This window comes from Leifsonia sp. 71-9 (genome assembly GCF_001898805.1).
Lineage (GTDB): Bacteria > Actinomycetota > Actinomycetes > Actinomycetales > Microbacteriaceae > Leifsonia.
Genome location: NZ_MKVJ01000017.1, coordinates 337,234 through 357,355 on the forward strand (window position 1 = coordinate 337,234; position 20,122 = coordinate 357,355).

Genomic DNA, 20,122 nt, shown 5'->3' on the forward strand with positions numbered 1-20,122 from the left:
GAGAGATCACGGGCGTCGAACTCCGGTCTGCGGGGAGGCAGAACTGATGGACGTCGTTCACGCCGCCATCATCGTGGGCATCGTCGGCGGCATCGCTGCGATCATCGCAGCGATCGTCGTCGTTTTCCTACTTCTCGCTCGCCGAGGTTTCCCGGCAGCGACGCGCTCGCAGAGTCCGCCGCGGGACGAGCCCCCGCGGCGCTGAACTCCGCCTACCCCAGCGCCCGGATCGTCCACGACGCGCTCGACGACTCGCCGGGCTGCAGCACGATCAGGTCGGTGCGCGAGTTGAACGCGTCGGGCGGGCAGGTCATCGGCTCGACGGCGAGGCCCAGGCGGTTCAGGGCGGGGTCGGGCTGGTCGGCGGTGTGGATCTGGACCCACGGGCAGGCGTCGTCCCAGACCATCTCGACGCCGGAGCCGTCGGCGGTGCGGAGGGCGACCGTCGTGGTGCCGTCCGCATCCCGCGCCAGGCCGGTGAAGGCGTGGTCGATGAAGGTGTCGCCGATGACGCGCGGGGTGCGGAAGTCGAAGACGCCGTCGCCCTCGGTCTCGACGCTCGCGAGGCCGGAGGGGATGAGCCGCTCCGCGTCGACCGTCAGCACCGTGTCGGCGGGGAGGGAGAGCGTCCAGTCGTCCACGCGGCCCTCGCCGGCGACGAGATACGGGTGCGGGCCGGTGCCCCACGGGGCCGCCGTCGGACCGGTGTTGGTGGCGGTGACGACGGTGCGGAGACCGCCCTCGTCGAGGCTGAAGGCGACCGAGACCTCCACGCGGTGCGGGTAGCCGGCCTGCGCCTCGATGGTGGCGGCGAAGGTCACGCTGTCGCTGCCGCGATCCACCGGGGTGAAGTCGAGCCACGCGGCGAGGCCGTGCAGGGCGTGGCCCCGCTCCGGCTCGGTGAGGGGGAGCTGCTGCTCGACGCCCTCGAAGGTGTAACGGCCGTCGACCACCCGGTTCGGCCACGGGGCGAGTGTGGCGCCGCGGAACGCCGGGCGCACCTCGTCCGCGTCGAACGGCACGACGAGCGCGCGGCCCTTGTGCTCGAGGGTGCGCAGCGACGCGCCGACGGAGGCGATGGTGGCGTGGTAATCGCCGGCGCTCAGGCCGAAGTGGGTGCCGGAGATCGGAGTGGTCATCCGCCCATTGTGGCGTTCGCACCCGATCGCGCACAAAACCGGCACCCTCCCTGGCCGACACCTCCCCGCCTCCCGCAGCGCAACGTGCCCGAAACGTGCGGAAACGTGGGGGTAACGCCCCGGCGCTAGCGTCAGCCCATGGGAGATCTCTTCGGCGGGTACGGGGCGCAGACGGCGCGGCGCCGGCGCGGCCGGGCGACGCCGTTCGATGAGATGTTCGGGGATGCGCGCCGGGCGCACACCTCCGAGACGCGCCCCGCCTACCGGGAGCTGTTCGCCGCGCTCGCGGCCCTCACTCAGGAGGAACTGCGGGGCCGCACCGACGCCCTCGCCAGCTCGTACCTGGCGCAGGGGGTGACGTTCGACTTCGCGGGGGAGGAGCGTCCCTTCCCGCTCGACGCCGTGCCGCGCGTGATCGAGCAGCCCGAGTGGGCGCACATCGAGGCGGGCGTCGGCCAGCGGGTCCGTGCGCTGGAGGCGTTCCTGAGCGACGTGTACGGCGCCCAGAACGCGGTGCGCGACGGCGTCGTCCCGGCCGGGCTCATCACCTCGTCGGCGCACTTCCACCGCGCGGCCGCGGGTGTCGAGAGCGCGAACGGGGTGCGCATCCAGGTCTCCGGGATCGACCTCATCCGCGACGAGGTCGGCGACTGGCGGGTGCTCGAGGACAACGTGCGGGTGCCGAGCGGGGTCAGCTACGTCATCTCCAACCGGCGCGTGATGGCGCAGACGCTGCCCGAGCTGTTCACCTCGATGCGGGTGCGGCCGGTCGGCGACTACCCGTACCGGCTGCTGCAGGCGCTCAAGGCGAGCGCGCCGGGCGGGATGGAGAACCCGAACGTCGTCGTGCTGACCCCGGGGGTCTACAACTCGGCGTACTTCGAGCACACCCTCCTGGCCCGCCTGATGGGCGTCGAGCTGGTGGAGGGGCGCGACCTGTTCTGCTCCGCGGGCAAAGTGTGGATGCGGACGACCAGCGGTCCGCAGCGGGTCGACGTGATCTACCGGCGCATCGACGACGACTTCATCGACCCGCTGCAGTTCCGCGTGGACTCGGTGCTCGGCACTCCCGGCCTCATGCTCGCCGCCCGGCTCGGCAACGTGACCATCGCGAACGCGGTCGGCAACGGCGTCGCCGACGACAAGCTGGTCTACACGTACGTGCCCGAGCTGATCCGCTACTACCTGGCCGAGGAGCCGATCCTCCCGAACGTCGACACCTGGCGGCTGGAGGAGCCGGAGGCGCTCGCCGAGGTGCTCGACCGGCTGGACGAGCTGGTGATCAAGCCGGTCGACGGCTCCGGCGGCAAAGGATTGGTGATCGGGCCGGACGCGTCCCGCCGCGAACTCGCCGACCTGCGCGCCCGGCTGATCGCCGACCCGCGCGGCTGGATCGCACAGCCCGTGGTGCAGCTGTCGACCATCCCGACACTGGTGGAGGACGGGATGCGGCCCCGCCACGTCGACCTGCGCCCGTTCGCCGTCAACGACGGGCGCGACGTCTGGGTGCTGCCCGGCGGACTGACCCGGGTGGCGCTCGCGGAGGGCCAGCTCGTCGTCAACAGCAGTCAGGGCGGCGGGTCGAAGGACACCTGGGTGGTCGGTCCGGCCGGGAGCGCCGTCGAGACCGAGGACGGTCGGGAGCCTAGGGCGGTCGCCGGGCTCGTCGAGGACCAGGCGGCGGCCCTCCCGCTGCTCCCGGCTCCGCACGCGCCCGACCACTCGGAGGAGGATGCGCCCCGCGCCGACCAGCAGCAACAGCAACAACAGCAGCAGCAGCAACAGCAGCAGGCGTGCGCCGACCGGGAGGAGGCGCCAGCATGCTGAGCCGCATCGCCTCCTCGCTCTTCTGGATCGGTCGCTACATCGAGCGCAGCGACGGCACGGCGCGCATCCTGGACGTGCACCTCCAGCTGCTCCTCGAGGACCCCTGGATCGACGAGGACACCGCCTGCCGCTCCCTGCTCGGCGTGATGGGCAGCGACGCGCCCGAGGGTGCGCTCGCCCGGGAGGACGTCCTGCGCATCCTCGCCGTCGACCGCGGCGCCCCCGCCTCCATCGTCTACTCGCTCGGCGCCGCCCGCGAGAACGCCCGCCGCGCCCGCGAGATCGTCTCCACCGAGCTGTGGGAGTGCCTCAACACGACCGCCGCGCGGATGCCGCGCCGGGTCACGAGCGACAAGGTGCACGAGTTCTTCACCTGGGTCCGGGACCGCACGGCGCTCGCCGTGGGGATCATGGAGTCCGGGGCCAGCCGCGACGAGGCGTGGCACTTCTTCACGCTGGGCCGCAGCCTGGAGCGCGCCGACATGACCGCGCGGCTGCTCGCGACCCGCTCGCTCACCGAGGCCAGCGGGCCGAGCTGGACGACCATCCTCCGCTCCTGCGGCGCCTACGAGGCCTACCTGCGGACCTACCGGGGCGTGCCCTCCGCGCGCAACGCCGCGGAGTTCCTCCTGCACGACCGGCTGTTCCCGCGGTCGATCCTCTACTCGATCGCGGGCGCGGTCGACAGCCTGCGTGACATCGAGCCGCGCACCGAGCGCGCCGGGGTGTCCGACCGGGCCGTGCGGCTGCTCGGCCAGGTGCAGAGCGAGCTGGAGTTCCGGCCGGTCGCCGACGTGATCGACGACCTGCCCGCCTACATGTCCGCGATCCAGGATGCGACGAGCGCGGCGACGGCGGCCGTCACGCAGCGCTACTTCCCGGAGCACGCGGCGCCGAGCTGGATCGGGGAGAGGGTATGAAGCGGCTCCGGGTCACCCACTCGACGGGCTACCGCTACGACGGCGAGGTCACTGCGTCGTACAACGAGGCGCGCATGCTCCCGCTCTCGGGGGAACGGCAGCTGGTGCTGCACGCCTCCCTCGACGTGCAGCCGGTGTCGTCGCACCACCAGTACACGGACTACTGGGGCACACGGGTGCTCGCCTTCGACGTGCTCGACCCGCACCGGGAGCTGACGATCACGGCGAGCAGCCTGGTGGAGGTGCTGGAGGCGCCGCATCCCGTCGCCGGCCTCGGCTGGGACGAGCTGCAGGCGGCCGTGCAGCGCTCGGGGGAGTGCGTGCAGCAGCTGCGGCAGACGGAGCTGACGGCGCCGCCCGCGTCGCTCGTCGCGTTGGCCTCGACCGCAGCAGCTGCGGCAGCCGAGGGCGGTGCGGACGACCCGTGCTCCGCGGCGCGCGCGATCGTCGCGGCCGTGGGCGATGGGATGGCGTACGTCAGCGGCGTCACCGGCGTGCGCACCACGGCCGCGGAGGCGTGGGAATCGCGCAGCGGGGTGTGCCAGGACATCGCGCACGTCGCCATCGGCGCGCTGCGCTCGGCGGGCATCCCGGCCCGCTACGTCTCGGGCTACCTGCACCCGAAGGCGGAGGCCGCGATCGGCGAGACCGTGACGGGCGAGTCGCACGCGTGGGTCGAGTGGTACTGCGGCTCCTGGCACGGCTACGACCCTACGAACGGCATCGACATCGGCGACCGCCACGTGCGCGTCGGCCACGGCCGCGACTACACGGACGTCACGCCCCTGCGCGGCGTCTTCGCGGGCGGCGGCGGCTCCGAACTATTCGTCTCGGTGTCCATCACCCGCGAGGCCTGATCTTGACCCCGAGGTTCACGAAGTGGCGCTCATTCCCGCCCGGATGAGCGCCACTTCGTGAACCTCGGCGGGTCTGGAGGGGAAGGCGCGCTCAGGCGGTCGCGCGGAGCGCCGCGTAGAGGTCGGCACGGGCGGCGAAGCCGCTGAGGTCGCGGCCGAGCAGTCGCTCCGCCTCGGCCACGCGGGCCCGCAGGGTGTGCCGGTGGATGCCGAGGCGGCGCGCGGCGATGTCGTAGACGCCGTCGCTGTCGAGCCAGGTGCGCAGGAGGTCGGTCAGGGCGGGGTCGGCCGCGGTCAGCGGAGCGAGGGCGGTCTGCGCGACGGCGCGGGCGTCGGGTGTCTGCAACAGGGCGAGCATCCCGGCCGCGGCGACGTCGTCGAACGAGGGCACCGGAGCCTTCGGGGTCGCCCGCTGGCGCGCCACCTCGGCCTGGGCCAGGGCGGTCGGGAGGTCGGCGAGCGCGCTCGGCGCCGAGGTGCCGCCACGGAGGTCGAACCGGGAGGCGGCCGCCGGCCCGGTCGCGGTGGCGGAGGGGGCGGAGGGATCTCCTGCGTCCGACTCGACGAGCACCAGCTCCTGTCCGTCGCGGGCGAAGAACCCGTCCGAGTGCGATTCCAGCCAGTCCGCCGCGGCCGTGAGGGCGGTCCCGGCGAGCACGGTCACGCGCACCGGCGCCTCCGGCAGGGGGCCCAGCACCGGCTCGGCCACGGACTCCGCGAGAGCCCGCTCGCCCGCGATCAGCGCCCGCCAGACGGAGGTGCGGAGCCGCGCGCGGGCGGCGTCGGTGGCGCGGCTCTGCTCGAGCGCCAGCCCGGCCAGGGCCACGACGCCGGTGACGACCTGCTGGGCGGCCGGGTCGAGCCCCTCGGAGCCGATCGCGAGCACGCCGCGCAGGCATCCGGCGGCCCCGAGCGTCTGCAGCGCGAACGCACCGGCTTCGGTGACGACCGAACCGGCCGCGCGACGACGGCTGCGCAGCAGCGGGTCCGCCGCAGCGACCAGCGCCTCCCGTGACGCCGCGGAGACCGCACCGGAGGGGGAGACACGGTCGAGCGCGCCGTCCGCCCCGATCAGCGCGACGGGGCGCTCGATCTGCCGGGCGAGTTCGGTGAGCACCGCCGCGAGCGGGTCGGGCCGCAGCGCCGCGAGCGAGATGGCGCGGGAGGCGCGGAGCGCCCAGGTGCTGCGGGCGTACGCGTCGGCGGCGACCCGGTCGGCGATGAACCGCGCGATCGCGATGAAGGGGGTGCGGTACGGCACCTCGAACAGCGGGAGGCCGTGCCGCGTGCATGCCTCGAGCAGCGCATCCGGCGTCCCGGCGCGCACGACCTCCGTGCCGAAGCCGAGGGCGGCGACACCGTGCTCCGCCAGGCGGGCGACGTAGGCGTCGATCTCGTCGGGCGCCTTGGTGATGAGCAGCACCTGCCCGGGGGAGAGGAACGGCGTCGGGTCGGGCAGCTCGGAGCTGTGCGCCCACGGCACGAGCGTCTCGGGATCGCCGACACCGGGGTCGGTGAGGAGCGTGAGGTCCAGCTCGGGACGGGCGAGGAGCTGAGCGAGGGTGGCGGGCATCGGTGCCTTCCGATCTGACAGGGTGTCGAATCCGACTCAACGAATTGTACGGGTTGTCCAGGACAGCACCGCGCCGCGCTCCTTACGATGCCGCCATGACCATCACCGACCCCGCCATCAGCACACCCGTCGGCGGACCTACGCTCCCGCAGGAGCGCCGGCTCGTCACCCCGATCCCCGGCCCCGAGTCGCGCAAGCGCTCCGAGCGCAAATCGCGCGCCGTCGCCGCCGGTGTGGGTGCCACCATCCCCGTCTACACCGTCGCCGCGGGCGGAGGGGTCATCGTCGACGTCGACGGCAACTCGCTCATCGACCTCGGCTCCGGCATCGCCGTGACCGGCGTCGGCAACTCGGCCCCCCGCGTGGTCGAGGCCGTCACCGCGCAGGTCGCCGCGTTCACGCACACCTGCTTCACGGTCGCCCCGTACGACTCCTACGTCGACGTCGCCGAGGCGCTCAACCGCCTCACCCCCGGCGACCACGAGAAGCGCAGCGCCCTCTTCAACTCCGGCGCGGAGGCGGTGGAGAACGCGGTCAAGATCGCGCGCCACTACACCGGCAAGCAGGCCGTCGTCGCGTTCGATCACGCGTACCACGGCCGCACCAACCTCACGATGGGCCTGACGGCGAAGAACCAGCCGTACAAGAACGGCTTCGGCCCGTTCGCCCCCGAGATCTACCGCGCACCGCTCAGCTACCCGCTGCGCGACGGCGGCCTCTCCGGCGCCGAGGCCGCGAAGCGCGCCATCACGATGATCGAGAAGCAGATCGGCGCGAGCAACCTCGCCGCGATCATCATCGAGCCGATCCAGGGCGAGGGCGGCTTCATCGTCCCGGCCGACGGCTTCCTCCCGGCCCTGCAGGCCTGGGCGAGCGCCAACGGCGTCGTCTTCATCGCCGACGAGGTGCAGACCGGCTTCGCCCGCACCGGCACCATGTTCGCCTCCGAGCAGTTCGGCCTCGTGCCCGACCTCATCGTCACCGCCAAGGGCATCGCCGGCGGCCTGCCCCTCTCGGCCGTCACCGGTCGCGCCGAGATCATGGACGCGCCGCACGTCGGCGGCCTCGGCGGCACCTACGGCGGCAACCCGCTCGCCTGCGTCGCCGCCCTCGCCGCGATCGAGACCTACGAGCAGGACGGCCTGGTCGAGCGCGCCCGCCAGATCGGCGACATCCTCTTCGAGAAGCTCGGCGCCCTGCGCGACGCCGACCCGCGCGTCGCCGAGGTGCGCGGCCGCGGGGCGATGGTCGCCATCGAGCTCGTCGACGCCGAGACCGGGGAGCCGGACGCCGCGCTGACCTCGAAGGTCGCCGCGGCCGCCCACGCCGCCGGTGTCGTGCTGCTCACCTGCGGCACCTACGGCAACGTGATCCGCTTCCTGCCGCCGCTCAGCATCCCGGACCACCTCCTCATCGAGGGGCTGGACGTCGTCGCGGAGGCGGTGGCCAACGCATGAGCGCCGTCGACACCGCCCCCGAGCTGACGACCCGCGAGAGCGAGCTGCTCGCCCGCGTTCCCGACGGCCTGTTCATCGCGGGCCGCTGGGAGGCCGGCGCCCAGGACCCGATTCAGGTCCAGGACCCGGCCACCGGCCGCGTGATCAAGCGCATCGCCAACGCGCGCCCGGAGGACGGCATCCGTGCTCTGGACGCGGCCGCCGAGGCGGCGGAGGCGTGGGCGGCGACCCCGCCCCGCACCCGCGCCGAGATCCTCCGCCGCGCGTTCGACCTGCTGCAGGAGCGCCGCGACGACTTCGCGCTGCTGATGACCCTCGAGATGGGCAAGCCGCTCGCCGAGGCCAACGGCGAGGTCACCTACGGCGGCGAGTTCCTCCGCTGGTTCTCCGAGGAGGCCGTGCGCATCGCCGGCCGCTACGGCTCGAACCCCGAGGGCACCGGCACCATGGTCGTCTCGCAGCGCCCGGTCGGCCCGTGCTTCTTCATCACGCCGTGGAACTTCCCGCTCGCGATGGCGACCCGCAAGATCGCGCCGGCGCTGGCCGCCGGCTGCACGGTCGTCATCAAGCCGGCCGAGCTGACCCCGCTCACCACGCTGTTCTTCGCCCAGCTGCTCGCCGATGCCGGCGTGCCGGACGGTGTGGTCAACGTCATCCCGACGTCGACCTCCGGTGCCGTCTCGGCCCCGATCATCGCCGACCCGCGCCTGCGCAAGCTCTCGTTCACCGGCTCCACGCCGGTCGGCCGCGCGCTGCTCGCCCAGGCGGGCCAGAACGTGCTCCGCACCTCGATGGAGCTCGGCGGCAACGCCCCGTTCGTCGTCTTCGAGGACGCCGACCTCGGCAAGGCGGTCGAGGGCGCGATGCTCGCGAAGTTCCGCAACATGGGCCAGGCCTGCACCGCGGCCAACCGGTTCATCGTGCACGAGTCGATCGCGGAGGAGTTCGCGGCCCGCGTCACCGAGCGCGTGAACGCGCTGCGCGTCGGCCGCGGCACCGACGAGGGCGTCACCCTCGGTCCGCTGATCGACGACCGCGCGGTCGCCTCGATGGCGGCCCTGGTCGACGACGCCGTCTCGCGCGGCGCCCGCGTGCTCACCGGCGGCGCGGCCCCCGAGAGCGACGGCTTCTTCTTCGAGCCGACCGTCATCACCGACATCCAGCCCGGCAGCGAGATCCTCCGCGAGGAGATCTTCGGGCCGATCCTGGCGATCTCGACCTTCTCCACCGAGCAGGAGGCCGTGGAGCGCGCCAACGAGACCGAGTACGGACTCGTCGGCTACGTCTTCACCCAGGACCTCGCCCGCGGCCAGCGCCTGATCGACAGCGTCGACACCGGCATGATGGGCCTCAACACCGGCCTCGTCTCCAACGCCGCCGCGCCGTTCGGCGGCGTGAAGCAGTCGGGTCTCGGCCGCGAGGGCGGGCTCGAGGGCATCCACGAGTACCTGAGCACGAAGTACACGCTCATCCCGGCGAGCTGACATGACCACCACGACTCCACCGCGCATCCTCGTCGGCTATACGGCGACGCCGGCCGGCGAGGACGCCCTCGCCGCGGCATCGGCCCTCGCGGGCTCGATCGGTGCGCGGCTGGACGTCGTGGTGGTGCTGCCCATGAACTCGCGGCCGTCGATCGTCCCGAACGATCCCGGCTACGACGCGCTCCTGCGCGAAACCGCGGAGGGCTGGCTCGCCGACGCCCGCTCCCGCATCCCGGACCAGGTGCCGTCGCGCGAGAGGGTCGTCTACGGCGACTCCCTCGCCGGCGGGATCCTCACAGCCGCCGAGGCAGGCCGTGCCGCGCTCATCGTCGTGGGTGCAGCGCGGGACGGCCTGCTCGGTCGATTCACGGTCGGCTCGGTCGCGGGCTCGCTGCTGCACGCCTCGCCCATCCCGGTGATGCTGGCGCCGCAGGGCTCGCGCGAGACGGCCGCACCGCTCGGCCGCGTGACCGGCATGGTCGGCACGCGCGAGGGCGCCGACGCCGTGCTCGCCACGAGTGCGCGCCTCTCCGCCGCGGGCCGCGCGCCCCTGCGTCTCGTCTCCCTGCTCGCCCTCGACCTCCCGGGGGTGGATGCGGCCAAGGCGCGCGTGAGCGAGCACCACGCCGCCGCCGTGCTCCAGGAGGCGCGCGCGGCACTCCCCGACGGCGTCGAGGCGACCGCCTTCGTCGCTCCCGGCGACAGCATCTCGCACGCCGTCGCCTCCCTCGACTGGCGGCCCGGCGAGGTCGTCGTCGTCGGCTCCAGCCGCCTCGCGCAGCAGAGCCGACTGTTCCTGGGCACCACCGCGGCCACGATGCTGCGCGAACTGCCCGTCCCCATGATCGTCGTGCCCCGCGCGGCCCAGTAGGAGTACCACCGAATGAGCACCCGCAGCGCCGCGGAATCCACCGAGACCGGCTCGACCCGCACCGCCAAGGGTCTGAGCGCCGGGTCGGTCGGCCTGATCGGCGCCGTCGTCATCGGCATCTCCTGCATCGCGCCCGCCTACACGCTGACCGGCGCGCTCGGCCCGACCGTGTCCGAGGTGGGCGTCCACCTGCCCGCGATCTTCCTGGTCGGCTTCCTCCCGATGCTGCTGGTCGCGTTCGGCTATCGCGAGCTCAACAACGCGATGCCCGACTCCGGCACCTCGTTCACCTGGGCGACGCGCGCCTTCGGCCCGTACCTCGGGTGGATGGGCGGCTGGGGTCTCATCGCCGCGACGGTGGTGGTGCTCTCGAACCTGGCGGGCATCGCCGTCGACTTCCTCTACCTGCTGCTGTCGCAGGTGTTCCACAACCCCGCGATCGCGGACCTCTCGAAGAACCCGTTCATCAACGTCGCCACCTGTCTGGCGTTCATGGCCGTCGCGACCCTCATCTCGTACCGCGACATGCAGACCACCCAGAAGGTGCAGTACGTCCTGGTCGGCTTCCAGCTGCTGGTGCTCGTGCTGTTCGGCGTCGTCGCGTTCGTCCACGTGGCGAACGGCACCGCGTTCGACGCGACCCCGCCGAGCCTCGACTGGTTCAACCCCTTCGGCGTCCCGTCGTTCTCCGCCTTCGCCGCCGGTCTCTCCCTCTCGATCTTCATCTTCTGGGGCTGGGATGTGACCCTCACCATGTCCGAGGAGACCAAGGGCTCCCGCTCGACGCCGGGCCGTGCCGCGACCCTCACCGTCGTCATCATCGTGGTGGCGTACCTGTTCGTCTCGATGGCGGCGATCTCGTTCGCGGGGACCGGCGACGACGGCATCGGCCTCGGCAACCCCGACATCCAGGAGAACGTCTTCTTCGCGCTGGCCGGCCCGGTGCTCGGCCCGCTCGCCATCCTGATGTCGATCGCCGTGCTCTCCAGCTCGGCGGCGTCGCTGCAGTCGACCGCGGTGTCCCCGGCGCGCACGCTGCTCGCCATGGGGCACTACGGCGCCCTTCCGCAGCGGTTCGCCCGCGTCAGCCCGCGCTTCATGACCCCGGGGTACTCGACCGTGGTCTCCGCCGTGGTCGCCAGCGTGTTCTACGCCGTCATGCGCTTCATCAGCGAGGACGTGCTCTGGGACACCATCACCACGCTCGGGATGATGATCTGCTTCTACTACGGCATCACCGCGTTCGCGTGCGTGTGGTTCTTCCGCCGGAAGTGGTTCTCCTCGGTGCGCAACGCCTTCTTCACGCTCGTGTGCCCGCTCGTCGGCGGCGGCATCCTGAGCGTGCTCTTCGTCACCACGCTGGTCGACAGCATGGACCCGTCCTACGGCAGCGGCTCGAACGTCGCCGGCGTGGGCCTGGTGTTCATCCTGGGGATGGTCATCCTGCTGTCGGGCGTCGTGGTGATGCTCGTGATGCGACGCCGGCTCCCGGACTTCTTCCGCGGGAAGACCCTCCCGCGCGCGGAGGCCTGAGCCCGGCCCGTCACGGACGCGTGACCCGTGGCGGATGCAGGTCGTGCTGCATCCGCCACGTCACGTCTCGCGTCAGACGCCGATCGGAGCCGCGGCGTGCTGCTCCGTCGCCGGCGTCGGGCGGCTCTTCGGCCCGCGGATGAGGCCGATCGCGATGCCGGCGGCCAGCACCATCCCGACCGCGGCGGCCAGGAAGACCACGGAGTACCCGGCTGTCAGGTCGACCGGCTTCGCGCCGTCGGTGGCGAGCGCCGCGGCGTAGAGCGCCGTGAAGACCGAGAGGCCGACCGAGCCGCCGATCTGCATCGCCGAGTTGGCGGTGGCGGAGGCCGCGCCCGCGTCGTGCGGCGCGACGCCGCTCAGCGCGAGGTTCTGCAGCGGCACGAACACGCACGCCATGCCGACGCCCATGATCACGAGGGCGGGGAGCACCTGGGCGAAGTAGGAGCCGTCGGCCGTCAGGCGGCTCAGGTAGAGCAGCCCGACCGCCACGATCAGGGGTCCGGCGATCATCAGCGGCCGGGCGCCGATGCGGCCGAGCAGCCGGGTCGCGACGGGGGCCATCGCCATGATCGCCAGCGTGAGGGGGAGGCTCGCCAGCCCCGACTCGAGCGGCCGCATCCCGAGCACCAGCTGGAGGTGCAGCGTCAGGTAGAGCGTCGCGCCGATCATCACGCTGCCGGCGACGGCCTGGATGAGGAACGCGCCGCCGCGCACGCGGTCGAGCACGACCCGCAGCGGGAGGAGCGGCTGGGCGACCCGGCGCTCGATCAGCACGAACGCGACGAGCAGGAGCACGCCGGCGGCGAGGAACCCGATGGTGTCGACCCGGCCCCAGCCGTTCTCGGCGAGGCTGAAGCCGTAGACCAGCGAACCGAGGCCGAGGGTGACGGTGACGACGCCCCACCAGTCGTAGCGGTTGCGACCCTCGGCGCGGCTCTCGTTCAGCACGAGCGCGCCGCCGACGAGGCCGACGGCCACGAAGAAGAGGTTCACGAGCAGGCACCAGCGCCAGTCGGCGAACTCGGTGAGCACGCCGCCGAGCAGCAAGCCGACCGCCGCGCCGGCGCCGGCGATCGTGCCGAAGACGGCGAAGGCGGTGTTGCGCTCGCGTCCGCTCGGGAAGGTCACGGTCAGGAGGGCGAGCGCGGCCGGGGCGAGCAGAGCGGCGAAGACGCCCTGGAGCGCGCGGGCGCCGATCAGCTCGATGCCGTTCTGGGCGAGCCCGCCGATGGCGGAGGCGATGCCGAACCCGATCATGCCGACCAGGTAGGTGCGCTTGCGGCCCCAGTAGTCGGCGATGCGGCCGCCGAGCAGCAGGAGCGCGCCGAACGCCAGGGCGTAGGCGGTCACCACCCACTGGCGCTCCGTGTCGGAGAGGCCGAGAGCCACCTGCGCCTGCGGCAGCGCGATGTTGACGATGGTGCCGTCGAGCACGACGACGAGCTGGGTGAGGGAGAGGACGGCGAGAGCGAGCCACTTGTGCGGCGGGCGGACGGCGCGGGACATGGAGGAACCTCCGGAGTCTTGTGAGGGATGCCGGAGGTTTCGAGCCTCGGACCGGCGGGGCGACGCCCGGCGGCCACATCGGCCGCGTGGCCGATCAGGCTTCTAGTCTACCGGGGACCCTCCGACATCGTCCGGCCGTCCCGCGCTGTTGAGGGCCAGCCACTCGGCCCAGGTCATCGGTTCGCCGCGCTGGCGCGCGGGGTCCGCAGCGGCCTCCCGCAGCCCCAGCAGGTAGACGTCGAGGTGGCGCAGGTGGATCTGGATGGAGCGCTCCCGCGTCGTCGGGAGGGCGGGACGCAGATGCACCAGCGTCGCCATCAGCTCGCCCGGGCCGAAGTCTGCGGGGACGGCTCCCGTGCTGGCATCCGCCGCGATGAGGGCCTCCAGCGCGAGCAGCAGGCGGTCGGCGGCGGCGTCGATGTCGGGGCTCGAGCCCACGTGGCGGCCGAAGGTGGTGACCAGCGGATTGGCCGCCTCCTGGAGGTGGGTCTCCAGGAAGGTCCGGATCGCCGAGCCGGGCGTGGCACGCGCCGACGTGACGGCGAGATCGGTCACCTGCTGCAGGGCGAGCAGGCGGAGGCCGTGCACCAGCGCGTCCTTGCTCGGGTAGCGCCGGTAGATGCTGGCGACGCCGACGCCCGCGCGTTCCGCCACGGCGGACATCGGGGCGTTGTAGCCCTGCTCGGCGAAGACGTCGCGCGCCGCTTCGAGCACCGAGGTGTCGTTCGCCCGGGCCTCACGCTCGCGGCCGCGCGGGCGGGGCGCCGCGGTCTCGCCGGGGGAGGCTTCCATGCTTCCAGGGTAGCGGGGAGCGTGTTAGGTTTGAACGGAACGGAGTGTTCCGTTCCGAAACCCGCCTCCCCGATCGAACATCCCGTACCCACCGAAAGGCGATCGATGCCCGCGCCCTCCCTGCCCTCTCCGCCGACGAATCCGACCCCCGCGATTCGCGCGACACCCGCGACCTCCACCCCCGGGGCCGCGGCGCTCGAGTCCCGCGGCGGTCGCATCGTCGTCGCCCTCGCGCTCGCCGTGCTCGCCTACTCGATGATGCAGACGCTGCTCGTGCCGGCCCTCCCGGTGCTCGCGGCCGCGTTCGGGCTGGATGCGGCGGGCAGCGGCTGGGTGCTCACCTCCTACCTGCTCAGCGGCGCGGTCGCCGCGCCGGTCATCGGCTCGCTCGGCGACCGGTTCGGCCACCGGCGCCTGCTGCTGATCAGCCTGGGCGTGTTCGCCGTCGGGGGCGCGGTGTGCGCGTTCGCGCCGACCTTCACCGTGCTGGTGGTCGGGCGGGTGCTGCAGGGCGCCTCCACCGCCTCCTTCCCGCTCGCCCTCGCGATCGTCCGGCGCCACCTGCCCGGCACCGCGCAGCGCGCCGCGGTCGGCTGGCTGAGCGGGACACTCGGCCTGGGCGCAGGCGTCGCCCTGGTGATCGGCGGCCTGATCGCGCAGTACCTGTCGTGGCCGTGGCTGTTCATCGCCGGCACGGCGGTCGGGCTCGTCGCGCTGCTGCTGGTCGTGCTGTGGGTGCCGGCGTCGCAGCGCGGATCCGCGGGCCGCACGGACTGGAGCGGGGGAGCGCTGCTGGTCGTCGGCCTCCTCGCCCTGCTGCTCGCGGTGTCGCAGGGGTCGGCCTGGGGATGGACGTCGCCCGTCACCCTCGGGCTCCTCGTGGTGGCCGCCGCCGCTCTCGGCGGTCTCGTGGCCGTCGAGCTGCGGGTGCCGCAGCCGCTCGTGGACATGCGCGTGCTCGCCCGGCCGGTCCTGCTGCTCACCAACGCGCTCACCCTGTTCCTCGGCTTCGTGCCCTATCTGTTCTACGTCGGCCTGCCGGTCCTGTTGCAGGCCGCCACCGGCGCCGGGCACGGGATGGGCGTCTCGGCGACCGGGCTCGTCATGCTGCCGGGCGCGGTGCTGGTCTTCGTCGGCGGCCGCATCGCCCCGGCCCTGATCGGGCGGATCCCGGCGCGCGCCGTGGCGATGATCGCGCTGGCCACGATGGTCGTCGGCAGCGTCGGCGTCGCGCTCGCACCGCAGTCCCTGGTCGCCGTGATCGTCTTCTTCGGCCTCATCGGTCTGGGCAACGGAATCGGCTTCGCGGTCGCGGCCGAGCTCGTGTCGCAGCTCGCTCCCCGCGCCGAGGTCGCGTCGGCGGTCGCCGTCAACAGCGTGCTGCGCACCATCGGCTCCGCCCTCGGCGCGCCGATCACCGCACTCTTCCTGACGGACGCCGCCACGGGGGCGGGGGAGTTCACCGCGCTCTTCGTGTTCGCCGCGGCCACGAGCCTCGCCGGCGTCGTGCTCGCCGCCTTCATCCGCCAGCGCGCCTGATCCGCGACCGCGGTCTCCCGGGACGTCTGCGGTGCGGCGAGCGGCCGCAGACGTCCCGCCGCGGCGCAGTCGCGTCGGTAGCATCGGACGGGTGCGTCTCCTTCTGCTCTCGTCCAATGTCGGTGCGGTCCCCGCGTTCCTGGAGGAGGCGACGGGCAGGGCGGGCGCCCTCCGGATCGGCTACGTCCCGGATGCCGCGCTGCCGTATCCCGATGCGCCCTTCGTGAACGCGGAGCAGGAGCGGATCGCCGCGCTCGGCCACGAGGTGGCGGTCATCCGCGTCGGCGGGACGCCGCTGGACGAGACCGAGCGCGCGCTCGACCGCGTGGATGCGCTCTACGTCGCCGGCGGCAACACCTTCGCGCTGCTGCACGCCCTCCGGTCGACCGGAGCCGACCGTGCGATCGTCGACCGCGTGCGCGCGGGCCTGCCCTACATCGGCCTGAGCGCCGGATCGGTCGTCGCCGGCCCCACCATCGAGCCGATCACCCCGATGGACGATCCGGCGGAGGCGCCCGAGCTCGCCGGCCACGCCGCCCTCGGCCTTGTCGACATCGTCGTGGTCCCGCACGCCGACGGGCTGTCGTATCCCGCCGCCGTGATCGAGCGCATCGTCGCCGAGTACGGCACGTCGCATCCCCTGCGATTGCTGAACGACGACCAGGCGCTCCTCGTGACCGGCGACGACGGCATCGCCGACGGGCCGCGCCTCGTCCCGTCACCCTGACGATCCGCTCCGAGAGCCCGCGCCGGCCGCGCCTACGCTGAGGGGATGAACGCCTGCGCCGACCTCGTCAGCACCGCCGCCCGCCTCGCCGCCGGGTCGACCAGCTCCCGCCGGTTCTTCATCGATCTCGGGGCGGAGGTCGGCGGGGTCGGGCGCGGCCCGTTCTGGTTCCTGGACGCCGCACGCGGCGGCCGCAACCGGCTGCGAGGGCGCGGCTTCCGGCCGCACGTCGACGACGGCACCGACGGTCAGGCGCGGCACTTCGCCGGGATCGCGGCCGTCGCGGTGCGCATCGGCGCCCGTCCCACCCGCTGGTTCGCCCTCCACGTGCTGCGCGACCCGGCGGACTCCGCCGACGGCCGGCTCACCGATCATGCCCTCGAGCTGGTGCGGCTCACCCGCACCGGCGAGGTCGACCGGAACTCCGTCGCGGAGTGGATACGCACGACGATCTGCGAACCGACTCGGTAGTCGCGGGCTGGACTACGGAGCCGCTCGGAGTTCCCCGGCGAGTCCCCTCGTCCACTTCGGAGAAACCCTCCGGCCGGCACTGCACCTCCCGTCGCTCACCTCGGTGGGCGCCCGGCCCTCTGGTCGGCTGGAGGCATGCGATGCGGCGCCGCTCGGGCTGCCGCACCGGGACGAAGGATGAGGTCTCCGATGAAGGTTCCCCTTGCTTTTTCTCTGATCGCTGCCCTGGCCGGCGGGGTCCTCGGTGTGACGGGGGTGGTCGTCTCGCCGGGCATGGCCGCCGAGGGCGGCGGCGTCGATCCCGGCTCCATCCAGATCACGCGCGACCCGGCCGGAGACGCCGATCGACCGCTGACCGTGGGGGATTCCGTCCGCGTCACCGCGGCTTGGTCGGTCCCCGACGGCACCGTGGCGGGACACCGGTTCACCCTTGAACTCCCCGACGTCTTCTCGACCGTCAACGTGACACCCTTCGCGCTGGAGACGGCCTCCGGGGAGTCGATGGGGGAGTGCGCCGTCACCGGCACGCCGCCCGTGCTCGCGTGCACGCTGAACTCCTCGGTGGAGGGCAAGAGCAATGTCCACGGCGCCCTGTGGGCCGGGGTCCGGGCGAGCAAGGCCACGGATTCGACCTCGGTCGACGTCGTCCTCGATGGTGGACAGACGCGCTCCGTCCCCCTTCCGGGCGGCGGCGGGATCGTGCCGCGCGACACCGGCACCGAGCCGTCGACTCCGGCCGAGCCGACTCCGCCCATCGAGCGCTTCCAGAAGTGGGGCGAGAACTATCTGGCGAAGGGCGAGGGGTTCTGGTGGAAGGTCGCGGTGCCGTCGAGCGAGTGGCCGGACGACGGGACCTCCCCGCTGACCATCGTCGACCGTATCGGTGAGGGCTCCCCGCACCGGTTCCTCGACCCTGCCGCCTACCCCGGACCGCAGTGGGCCCCCTACCTGGAGCAGAGCTGCGACGCGGATCCCGACCGGTATCCGCGCGTCGTGGGCGATCGGTCGCTCGCCCGCTGGACGGTCTCGCCGGACGGCGGGACGATGACGGTGGAGGTGGACCGGGCGCTCGCGCAGAAGGCGGGCGTGGAGGGCGCGTGCGCGATCCGCGTCAACTACATCACCCGGCCCACCGGGGAGGTGCGGGCGGGGGACACCTTCCGCAACAGCGCGAGCGTGAACCGGCTGGTCACCTCCAGCAGGATCGTGCTCTCCGGGTCCGGTGGAGGCACCGCCGAGGGTGACGAAGTGGGACGCTTCTCGGTTGCCAAGTCGGTGACCGGCGCGGCGGCCGCGCTCGTCGCGCCGGGCACGGAGTTCCACGCGCGCTACAGGGCGGACGGATACGAGGACGGCACGCTGAACGTGGCGTTCGACGGCACGGAGGCCGTGTCGCCGTGGTTCCGCGTCGGGACGCGCGTGCTGGTTGGCGAGGTCGACCTGCCGGTCGTCCCCGGCGTCGAGTGGGGTGACGTCCGGATCCTCGTGGACGGCGTCGAGCACGGGCCGGGAGCCGAGTTCGTGATCGCCGCCGGTCGCACGATGGTGGTGGAGCTGGTGAACACCGCCGACCCGGAGGCGACGGTGGAGGTGCCGGTCGAGCCGGAGCCGGAGGTGGAAGTGCCGGGCGAGCCGGTCGTGCCGGAGCCGGAGCCGGAGGTGGAGGTGCCGGGCGAGCCGGTCGTGCCGGAGCCGGAGCCGGAGGTGGAGGTGCCGGGCGAGCCGGTCGTGCCGGAGGTCGAGCCGGAGGTGCCCGGTGAGCCGGCGGAGCCGGAGCTCGAGACCGAGGTCCCCGTGGAACCGGCACCGGAGCAGCCGGACGGCGAGACGACGGAGCCGCCGTCGCCGCTCGATCCGCACGTGGAACCGGAGCCGGAGGATCCGGGCGCCCCGGCTGACCCGGGCGATCCCACCGCCCCGGTCGTCCCCGAACCGCCGGCGCGGGTGCCCGGAGCGCCCGACGGCGGCCGGATCACGCCGGCGGCCACGACCCGGCTGGCCTCCACCGGGACGGAGTCCGCGCCTCCCGCGGTGGTCGGCCTGGCAGCGCTGATGCTCGGCGCCGTCGCGATCGCCGTCGACCGGCGCCGTCGCCGCGCCGCAGAGCGGGCGGACGCGTAACAGCAGCAGAACGGCGAATGCGCCGGATCGCGATGATCCGGCGCATTCGCCGCGGTCGGTGCTCGGAGCGCGGTGCTCGGAGCGCCGTGCTCAGAGCCCGTTCGCGCGGGCCACGCCGCCGAGCCAGCCGAGGCTGGGCTTCGGGGTGCGCACGAAGGTCTCGCGGTCGACCGCGATCAGGCCGAAGGTCGGCCGGAAGCCACTGGCCCACTCGTAGTTGTCGAGGGCGCTCCAGTGCAGGTATCCCTCGATCTGCACACCATCCTGGATCGCCGCGTGCAGCTCGCGCAGCGCGCCGTCGGTGTACGCGATCCGGCGCTCGTCGTCGGCCGTGGCGATGCCGTTCTCGGTGATCATCACCGGCACGCCGCCGGAGAGCTCCCAGGCGCTCCGCGCACCCTCGGCCGCGGCCGGCGGGTAGAACTCCCAGCCGGTGAGCGTCGTCTCGACGTCCTCCGAGACCGGGAGCGGACCCTCCGGGCCGATGAAGGTGCGGGTGTACGCCTGCACGCCGACGAAGTCGTCGCCGGCGGAGTTCTCGAGGTACCAGTCGTCGCGCGGGTGGCCGTACTCGCGCAGCTTCTCCTCCGAGCCCGGCTCGCCGGTGGCGCGGAACGCCTGGGTGGCGATGGTCCAGCCCGACTTCAGGCCGCTCACCTGCGACAGCACCTCGCGCGAGCGGTGGTGGGAGTCGAGCAGCGCGTCCGCGACGCCGAGGTCGGGGTTGGGGAGGCCGTAGGCGACCAGGTTCGAGGCGTCCTCGCCGCCCGCGAGCATGGCCGCGATGTTCGGCTCGTTGATCGTGCAGACGTACTCGACGCCGTCGGAGACGATGGGGAGGGCGAGCTCGGTGTAGCGGGCGAACAGGTCGGCGGCGTCCGGCGCGCGCCAGAAGCCGTCGCGCTCGAACCAGCGCGGCACGGTGAAGTGCATGAGCGTCACGACCGGCTTGAGGCCGAACTCGTGGCAGGCCTCCACCATGCGGCGGTAGTGGTCGATCTCGGCGCGGGAGACGAAGCCGCGCTCCGGCTCGATGCGCGCCCACTCGACGCTGAACCGGTAGCTGTCGAGACCGGCGTCGGCGAGCAGCTTCATGTCCTCGCGGTAGCGGTGATAGCTGTCCATCGCGTCGCCGGAGGGCTCGACGATGCTGGTGCCGGGGGTGTGCTCGTGCACCCACCAGTTGCTGTTGATGTTGTTGCCCTCGATCTGGTGGGCGGCGGTGGAGGCCCCCCAGAGGAAGCCGTCGGGGAAGGTGAGCACAGTTCTCCTTGTCGTGCGGATGGTTGGGGAGGTTCGGGA

The 20,122-nt window shown here is 73.0% G+C and carries 16 protein-coding genes; 11 read left to right on the top strand and 5 right to left on the bottom strand.

Annotated elements, in window-relative coordinates:
* Nucleotides 1-212 precede the first annotated feature (212 nt).
* A complete protein-coding gene (locus tag BGO91_RS11340; RefSeq protein WP_290472865.1) occupies nucleotides 213-1,139 on the bottom strand; it encodes an aldose 1-epimerase family protein in 927 nt (308 codons plus the stop codon).
* Nucleotides 1,140-1,277: 138 nt separating this feature from the next.
* Between BGO91_RS11340 and BGO91_RS11345 the strand changes: the two genes are divergently transcribed.
* From BGO91_RS11345 to BGO91_RS11355, 3 genes are read left to right on the top strand one after another with little or no spacing between them, the layout of a single operon-like run.
* Nucleotides 1,278-2,966 carry a circularly permuted type 2 ATP-grasp protein gene (locus BGO91_RS11345; protein ID WP_290472866.1) on the top strand — a complete coding sequence of 563 codons (1,689 nt, stop codon included), beginning with the start codon at nucleotides 1,278-1,280 and terminating at the stop codon, nucleotides 2,964-2,966.
* Nucleotides 2,960-3,886 (top strand): alpha-E domain-containing protein, encoded by a 927-nt coding sequence (locus tag BGO91_RS11350; protein WP_290472867.1) that lies wholly within the window; start codon nucleotides 2,960-2,962, stop codon nucleotides 3,884-3,886. Before BGO91_RS11345 ends, BGO91_RS11350 begins: the two co-directional genes overlap by 7 nt.
* A complete protein-coding gene (locus BGO91_RS11355; RefSeq protein ID WP_290472868.1) occupies nucleotides 3,883-4,743 on the top strand; it encodes a transglutaminase family protein in 861 nt (286 codons plus the stop codon). Before BGO91_RS11350 ends, BGO91_RS11355 begins: the two co-directional genes overlap by 4 nt.
* Before the next feature lie 91 nt (nucleotides 4,744-4,834).
* On the opposite strand, the gene BGO91_RS11360 is transcribed toward BGO91_RS11355, so the two are convergent.
* Nucleotides 4,835-6,316 carry a PucR family transcriptional regulator gene (locus BGO91_RS11360; protein WP_290472869.1) on the bottom strand — a complete coding sequence of 494 codons (1,482 nt, stop codon included), beginning with the start codon at nucleotides 6,314-6,316 and terminating at the stop codon, nucleotides 4,835-4,837.
* 95 nt (nucleotides 6,317-6,411) lie between these two features.
* Between BGO91_RS11360 and gabT the strand changes: the two genes are divergently transcribed.
* The 4 genes from gabT to BGO91_RS11380 are packed head-to-tail and all read left to right on the top strand — an operon-like array spanning nucleotide 6,412 to nucleotide 11,661.
* Nucleotides 6,412-7,773: a 4-aminobutyrate--2-oxoglutarate transaminase gene (gene gabT / locus BGO91_RS11365; protein ID WP_021756424.1), complete on the top strand. Its 1,362-nt coding sequence runs from the start codon at nucleotides 6,412-6,414 to the stop codon at nucleotides 7,771-7,773.
* Nucleotides 7,770-9,257, top strand: coding sequence for an NAD-dependent succinate-semialdehyde dehydrogenase (locus BGO91_RS11370; RefSeq protein ID WP_290472870.1), 1,488 nt, complete (start codon nucleotides 7,770-7,772; stop codon nucleotides 9,255-9,257). The genes gabT and BGO91_RS11370 overlap by 4 nt, the downstream gene beginning before the upstream one ends.
* A 1-nt stretch (nucleotide 9,258) precedes the next feature.
* Nucleotides 9,259-10,128, top strand: coding sequence for a universal stress protein (locus BGO91_RS11375; RefSeq protein ID WP_290472871.1), 870 nt, complete (start codon nucleotides 9,259-9,261; stop codon nucleotides 10,126-10,128).
* 12 nt (nucleotides 10,129-10,140) lie between these two features.
* Nucleotides 10,141-11,661 (top strand): APC family permease, encoded by a 1,521-nt coding sequence (locus tag BGO91_RS11380; RefSeq protein WP_290472872.1) that lies wholly within the window; start codon nucleotides 10,141-10,143, stop codon nucleotides 11,659-11,661.
* A 72-nt stretch (nucleotides 11,662-11,733) separates the two neighbouring features.
* Here BGO91_RS11380 and BGO91_RS11385 read toward each other — a convergent pair whose 3' ends face one another.
* Together BGO91_RS11385 and BGO91_RS11390 are read right to left on the bottom strand one after the other, a co-directional pair.
* The gene (locus BGO91_RS11385; protein ID WP_290472873.1) at nucleotides 11,734-13,170 is read right to left on the bottom strand and encodes an MFS transporter; all 1,437 of its coding nucleotides are present in this window, start codon (nucleotides 13,168-13,170) and stop codon (nucleotides 11,734-11,736) included.
* 102 nt (nucleotides 13,171-13,272) lie between these two features.
* Nucleotides 13,273-13,962 (bottom strand): TetR/AcrR family transcriptional regulator, encoded by a 690-nt coding sequence (locus BGO91_RS11390; protein WP_290472874.1) that lies wholly within the window; start codon nucleotides 13,960-13,962, stop codon nucleotides 13,273-13,275.
* Between the two features lie 105 nt (nucleotides 13,963-14,067).
* Between BGO91_RS11390 and BGO91_RS11395 the strand changes: the two genes are divergently transcribed.
* From BGO91_RS11395 to BGO91_RS11410, 4 genes are all read left to right on the top strand, one after another.
* Nucleotides 14,068-15,501, top strand: coding sequence for an MFS transporter (locus tag BGO91_RS11395; protein WP_290472875.1), 1,434 nt, complete (start codon nucleotides 14,068-14,070; stop codon nucleotides 15,499-15,501).
* A 91-nt stretch (nucleotides 15,502-15,592) separates the two neighbouring features.
* Complete coding sequence (locus BGO91_RS11400; RefSeq protein ID WP_290472876.1) at nucleotides 15,593-16,228, top strand: Type 1 glutamine amidotransferase-like domain-containing protein; 636 nt, start codon at nucleotides 15,593-15,595, stop codon at nucleotides 16,226-16,228.
* A 45-nt stretch (nucleotides 16,229-16,273) separates the two neighbouring features.
* Entirely contained in the window at nucleotides 16,274-16,699 is a 426-nt protein-coding gene (locus BGO91_RS11405) for a hypothetical protein (protein WP_290472877.1), read from the top strand.
* A gap of 189 nt (nucleotides 16,700-16,888) precedes the next feature.
* Complete coding sequence (locus BGO91_RS11410; RefSeq protein WP_290472878.1) at nucleotides 16,889-18,820, top strand: Ig-like domain-containing protein; 1,932 nt, start codon at nucleotides 16,889-16,891, stop codon at nucleotides 18,818-18,820.
* Between the two features lie 90 nt (nucleotides 18,821-18,910).
* Here the strand turns inward: BGO91_RS11410 and BGO91_RS11415 are convergent, their stop codons facing one another.
* Complete coding sequence (locus BGO91_RS11415; RefSeq protein ID WP_290472879.1) at nucleotides 18,911-20,083, bottom strand: family 1 glycosylhydrolase; 1,173 nt, start codon at nucleotides 20,081-20,083, stop codon at nucleotides 18,911-18,913.
* Between the last annotated feature and the right edge of the window lie 39 nt (nucleotides 20,084-20,122).

Bases quoted from the DNA above. Each gene is read 5' to 3' on its own strand.
- BGO91_RS11340 (WP_290472865.1), bottom strand. From the start codon at position 1,139: ATGACCACTCCGATCTCCGGCACCCACTTCGGCCTGAGCGCCGGCGAT.
- BGO91_RS11345 (WP_290472866.1), top strand. From the start codon at position 1,278: ATGGGAGATCTCTTCGGCGGGTACGGGGCGCAGACGGCGCGGCGCCGG.
- BGO91_RS11350 (WP_290472867.1), top strand. From the start codon at position 2,960: ATGCTGAGCCGCATCGCCTCCTCGCTCTTCTGGATCGGTCGCTACATC.
- BGO91_RS11355 (WP_290472868.1), top strand. From the start codon at position 3,883: ATGAAGCGGCTCCGGGTCACCCACTCGACGGGCTACCGCTACGACGGC.
- BGO91_RS11360 (WP_290472869.1), bottom strand. From the start codon at position 6,316: ATGCCCGCCACCCTCGCTCAGCTCCTCGCCCGTCCCGAGCTGGACCTC.
- gabT (WP_021756424.1), top strand. From the start codon at position 6,412: ATGACCATCACCGACCCCGCCATCAGCACACCCGTCGGCGGACCTACG.
- BGO91_RS11370 (WP_290472870.1), top strand. From the start codon at position 7,770: ATGAGCGCCGTCGACACCGCCCCCGAGCTGACGACCCGCGAGAGCGAG.
- BGO91_RS11375 (WP_290472871.1), top strand. From the start codon at position 9,259: ATGACCACCACGACTCCACCGCGCATCCTCGTCGGCTATACGGCGACG.
- BGO91_RS11380 (WP_290472872.1), top strand. From the start codon at position 10,141: ATGAGCACCCGCAGCGCCGCGGAATCCACCGAGACCGGCTCGACCCGC.
- BGO91_RS11385 (WP_290472873.1), bottom strand. From the start codon at position 13,170: ATGTCCCGCGCCGTCCGCCCGCCGCACAAGTGGCTCGCTCTCGCCGTC.
- BGO91_RS11390 (WP_290472874.1), bottom strand. From the start codon at position 13,962: ATGGAAGCCTCCCCCGGCGAGACCGCGGCGCCCCGCCCGCGCGGCCGC.
- BGO91_RS11395 (WP_290472875.1), top strand. From the start codon at position 14,068: ATGCCCGCGCCCTCCCTGCCCTCTCCGCCGACGAATCCGACCCCCGCG.
- BGO91_RS11405 (WP_290472877.1), top strand. From the start codon at position 16,274: ATGAACGCCTGCGCCGACCTCGTCAGCACCGCCGCCCGCCTCGCCGCC.
- BGO91_RS11410 (WP_290472878.1), top strand. From the start codon at position 16,889: ATGAAGGTTCCCCTTGCTTTTTCTCTGATCGCTGCCCTGGCCGGCGGG.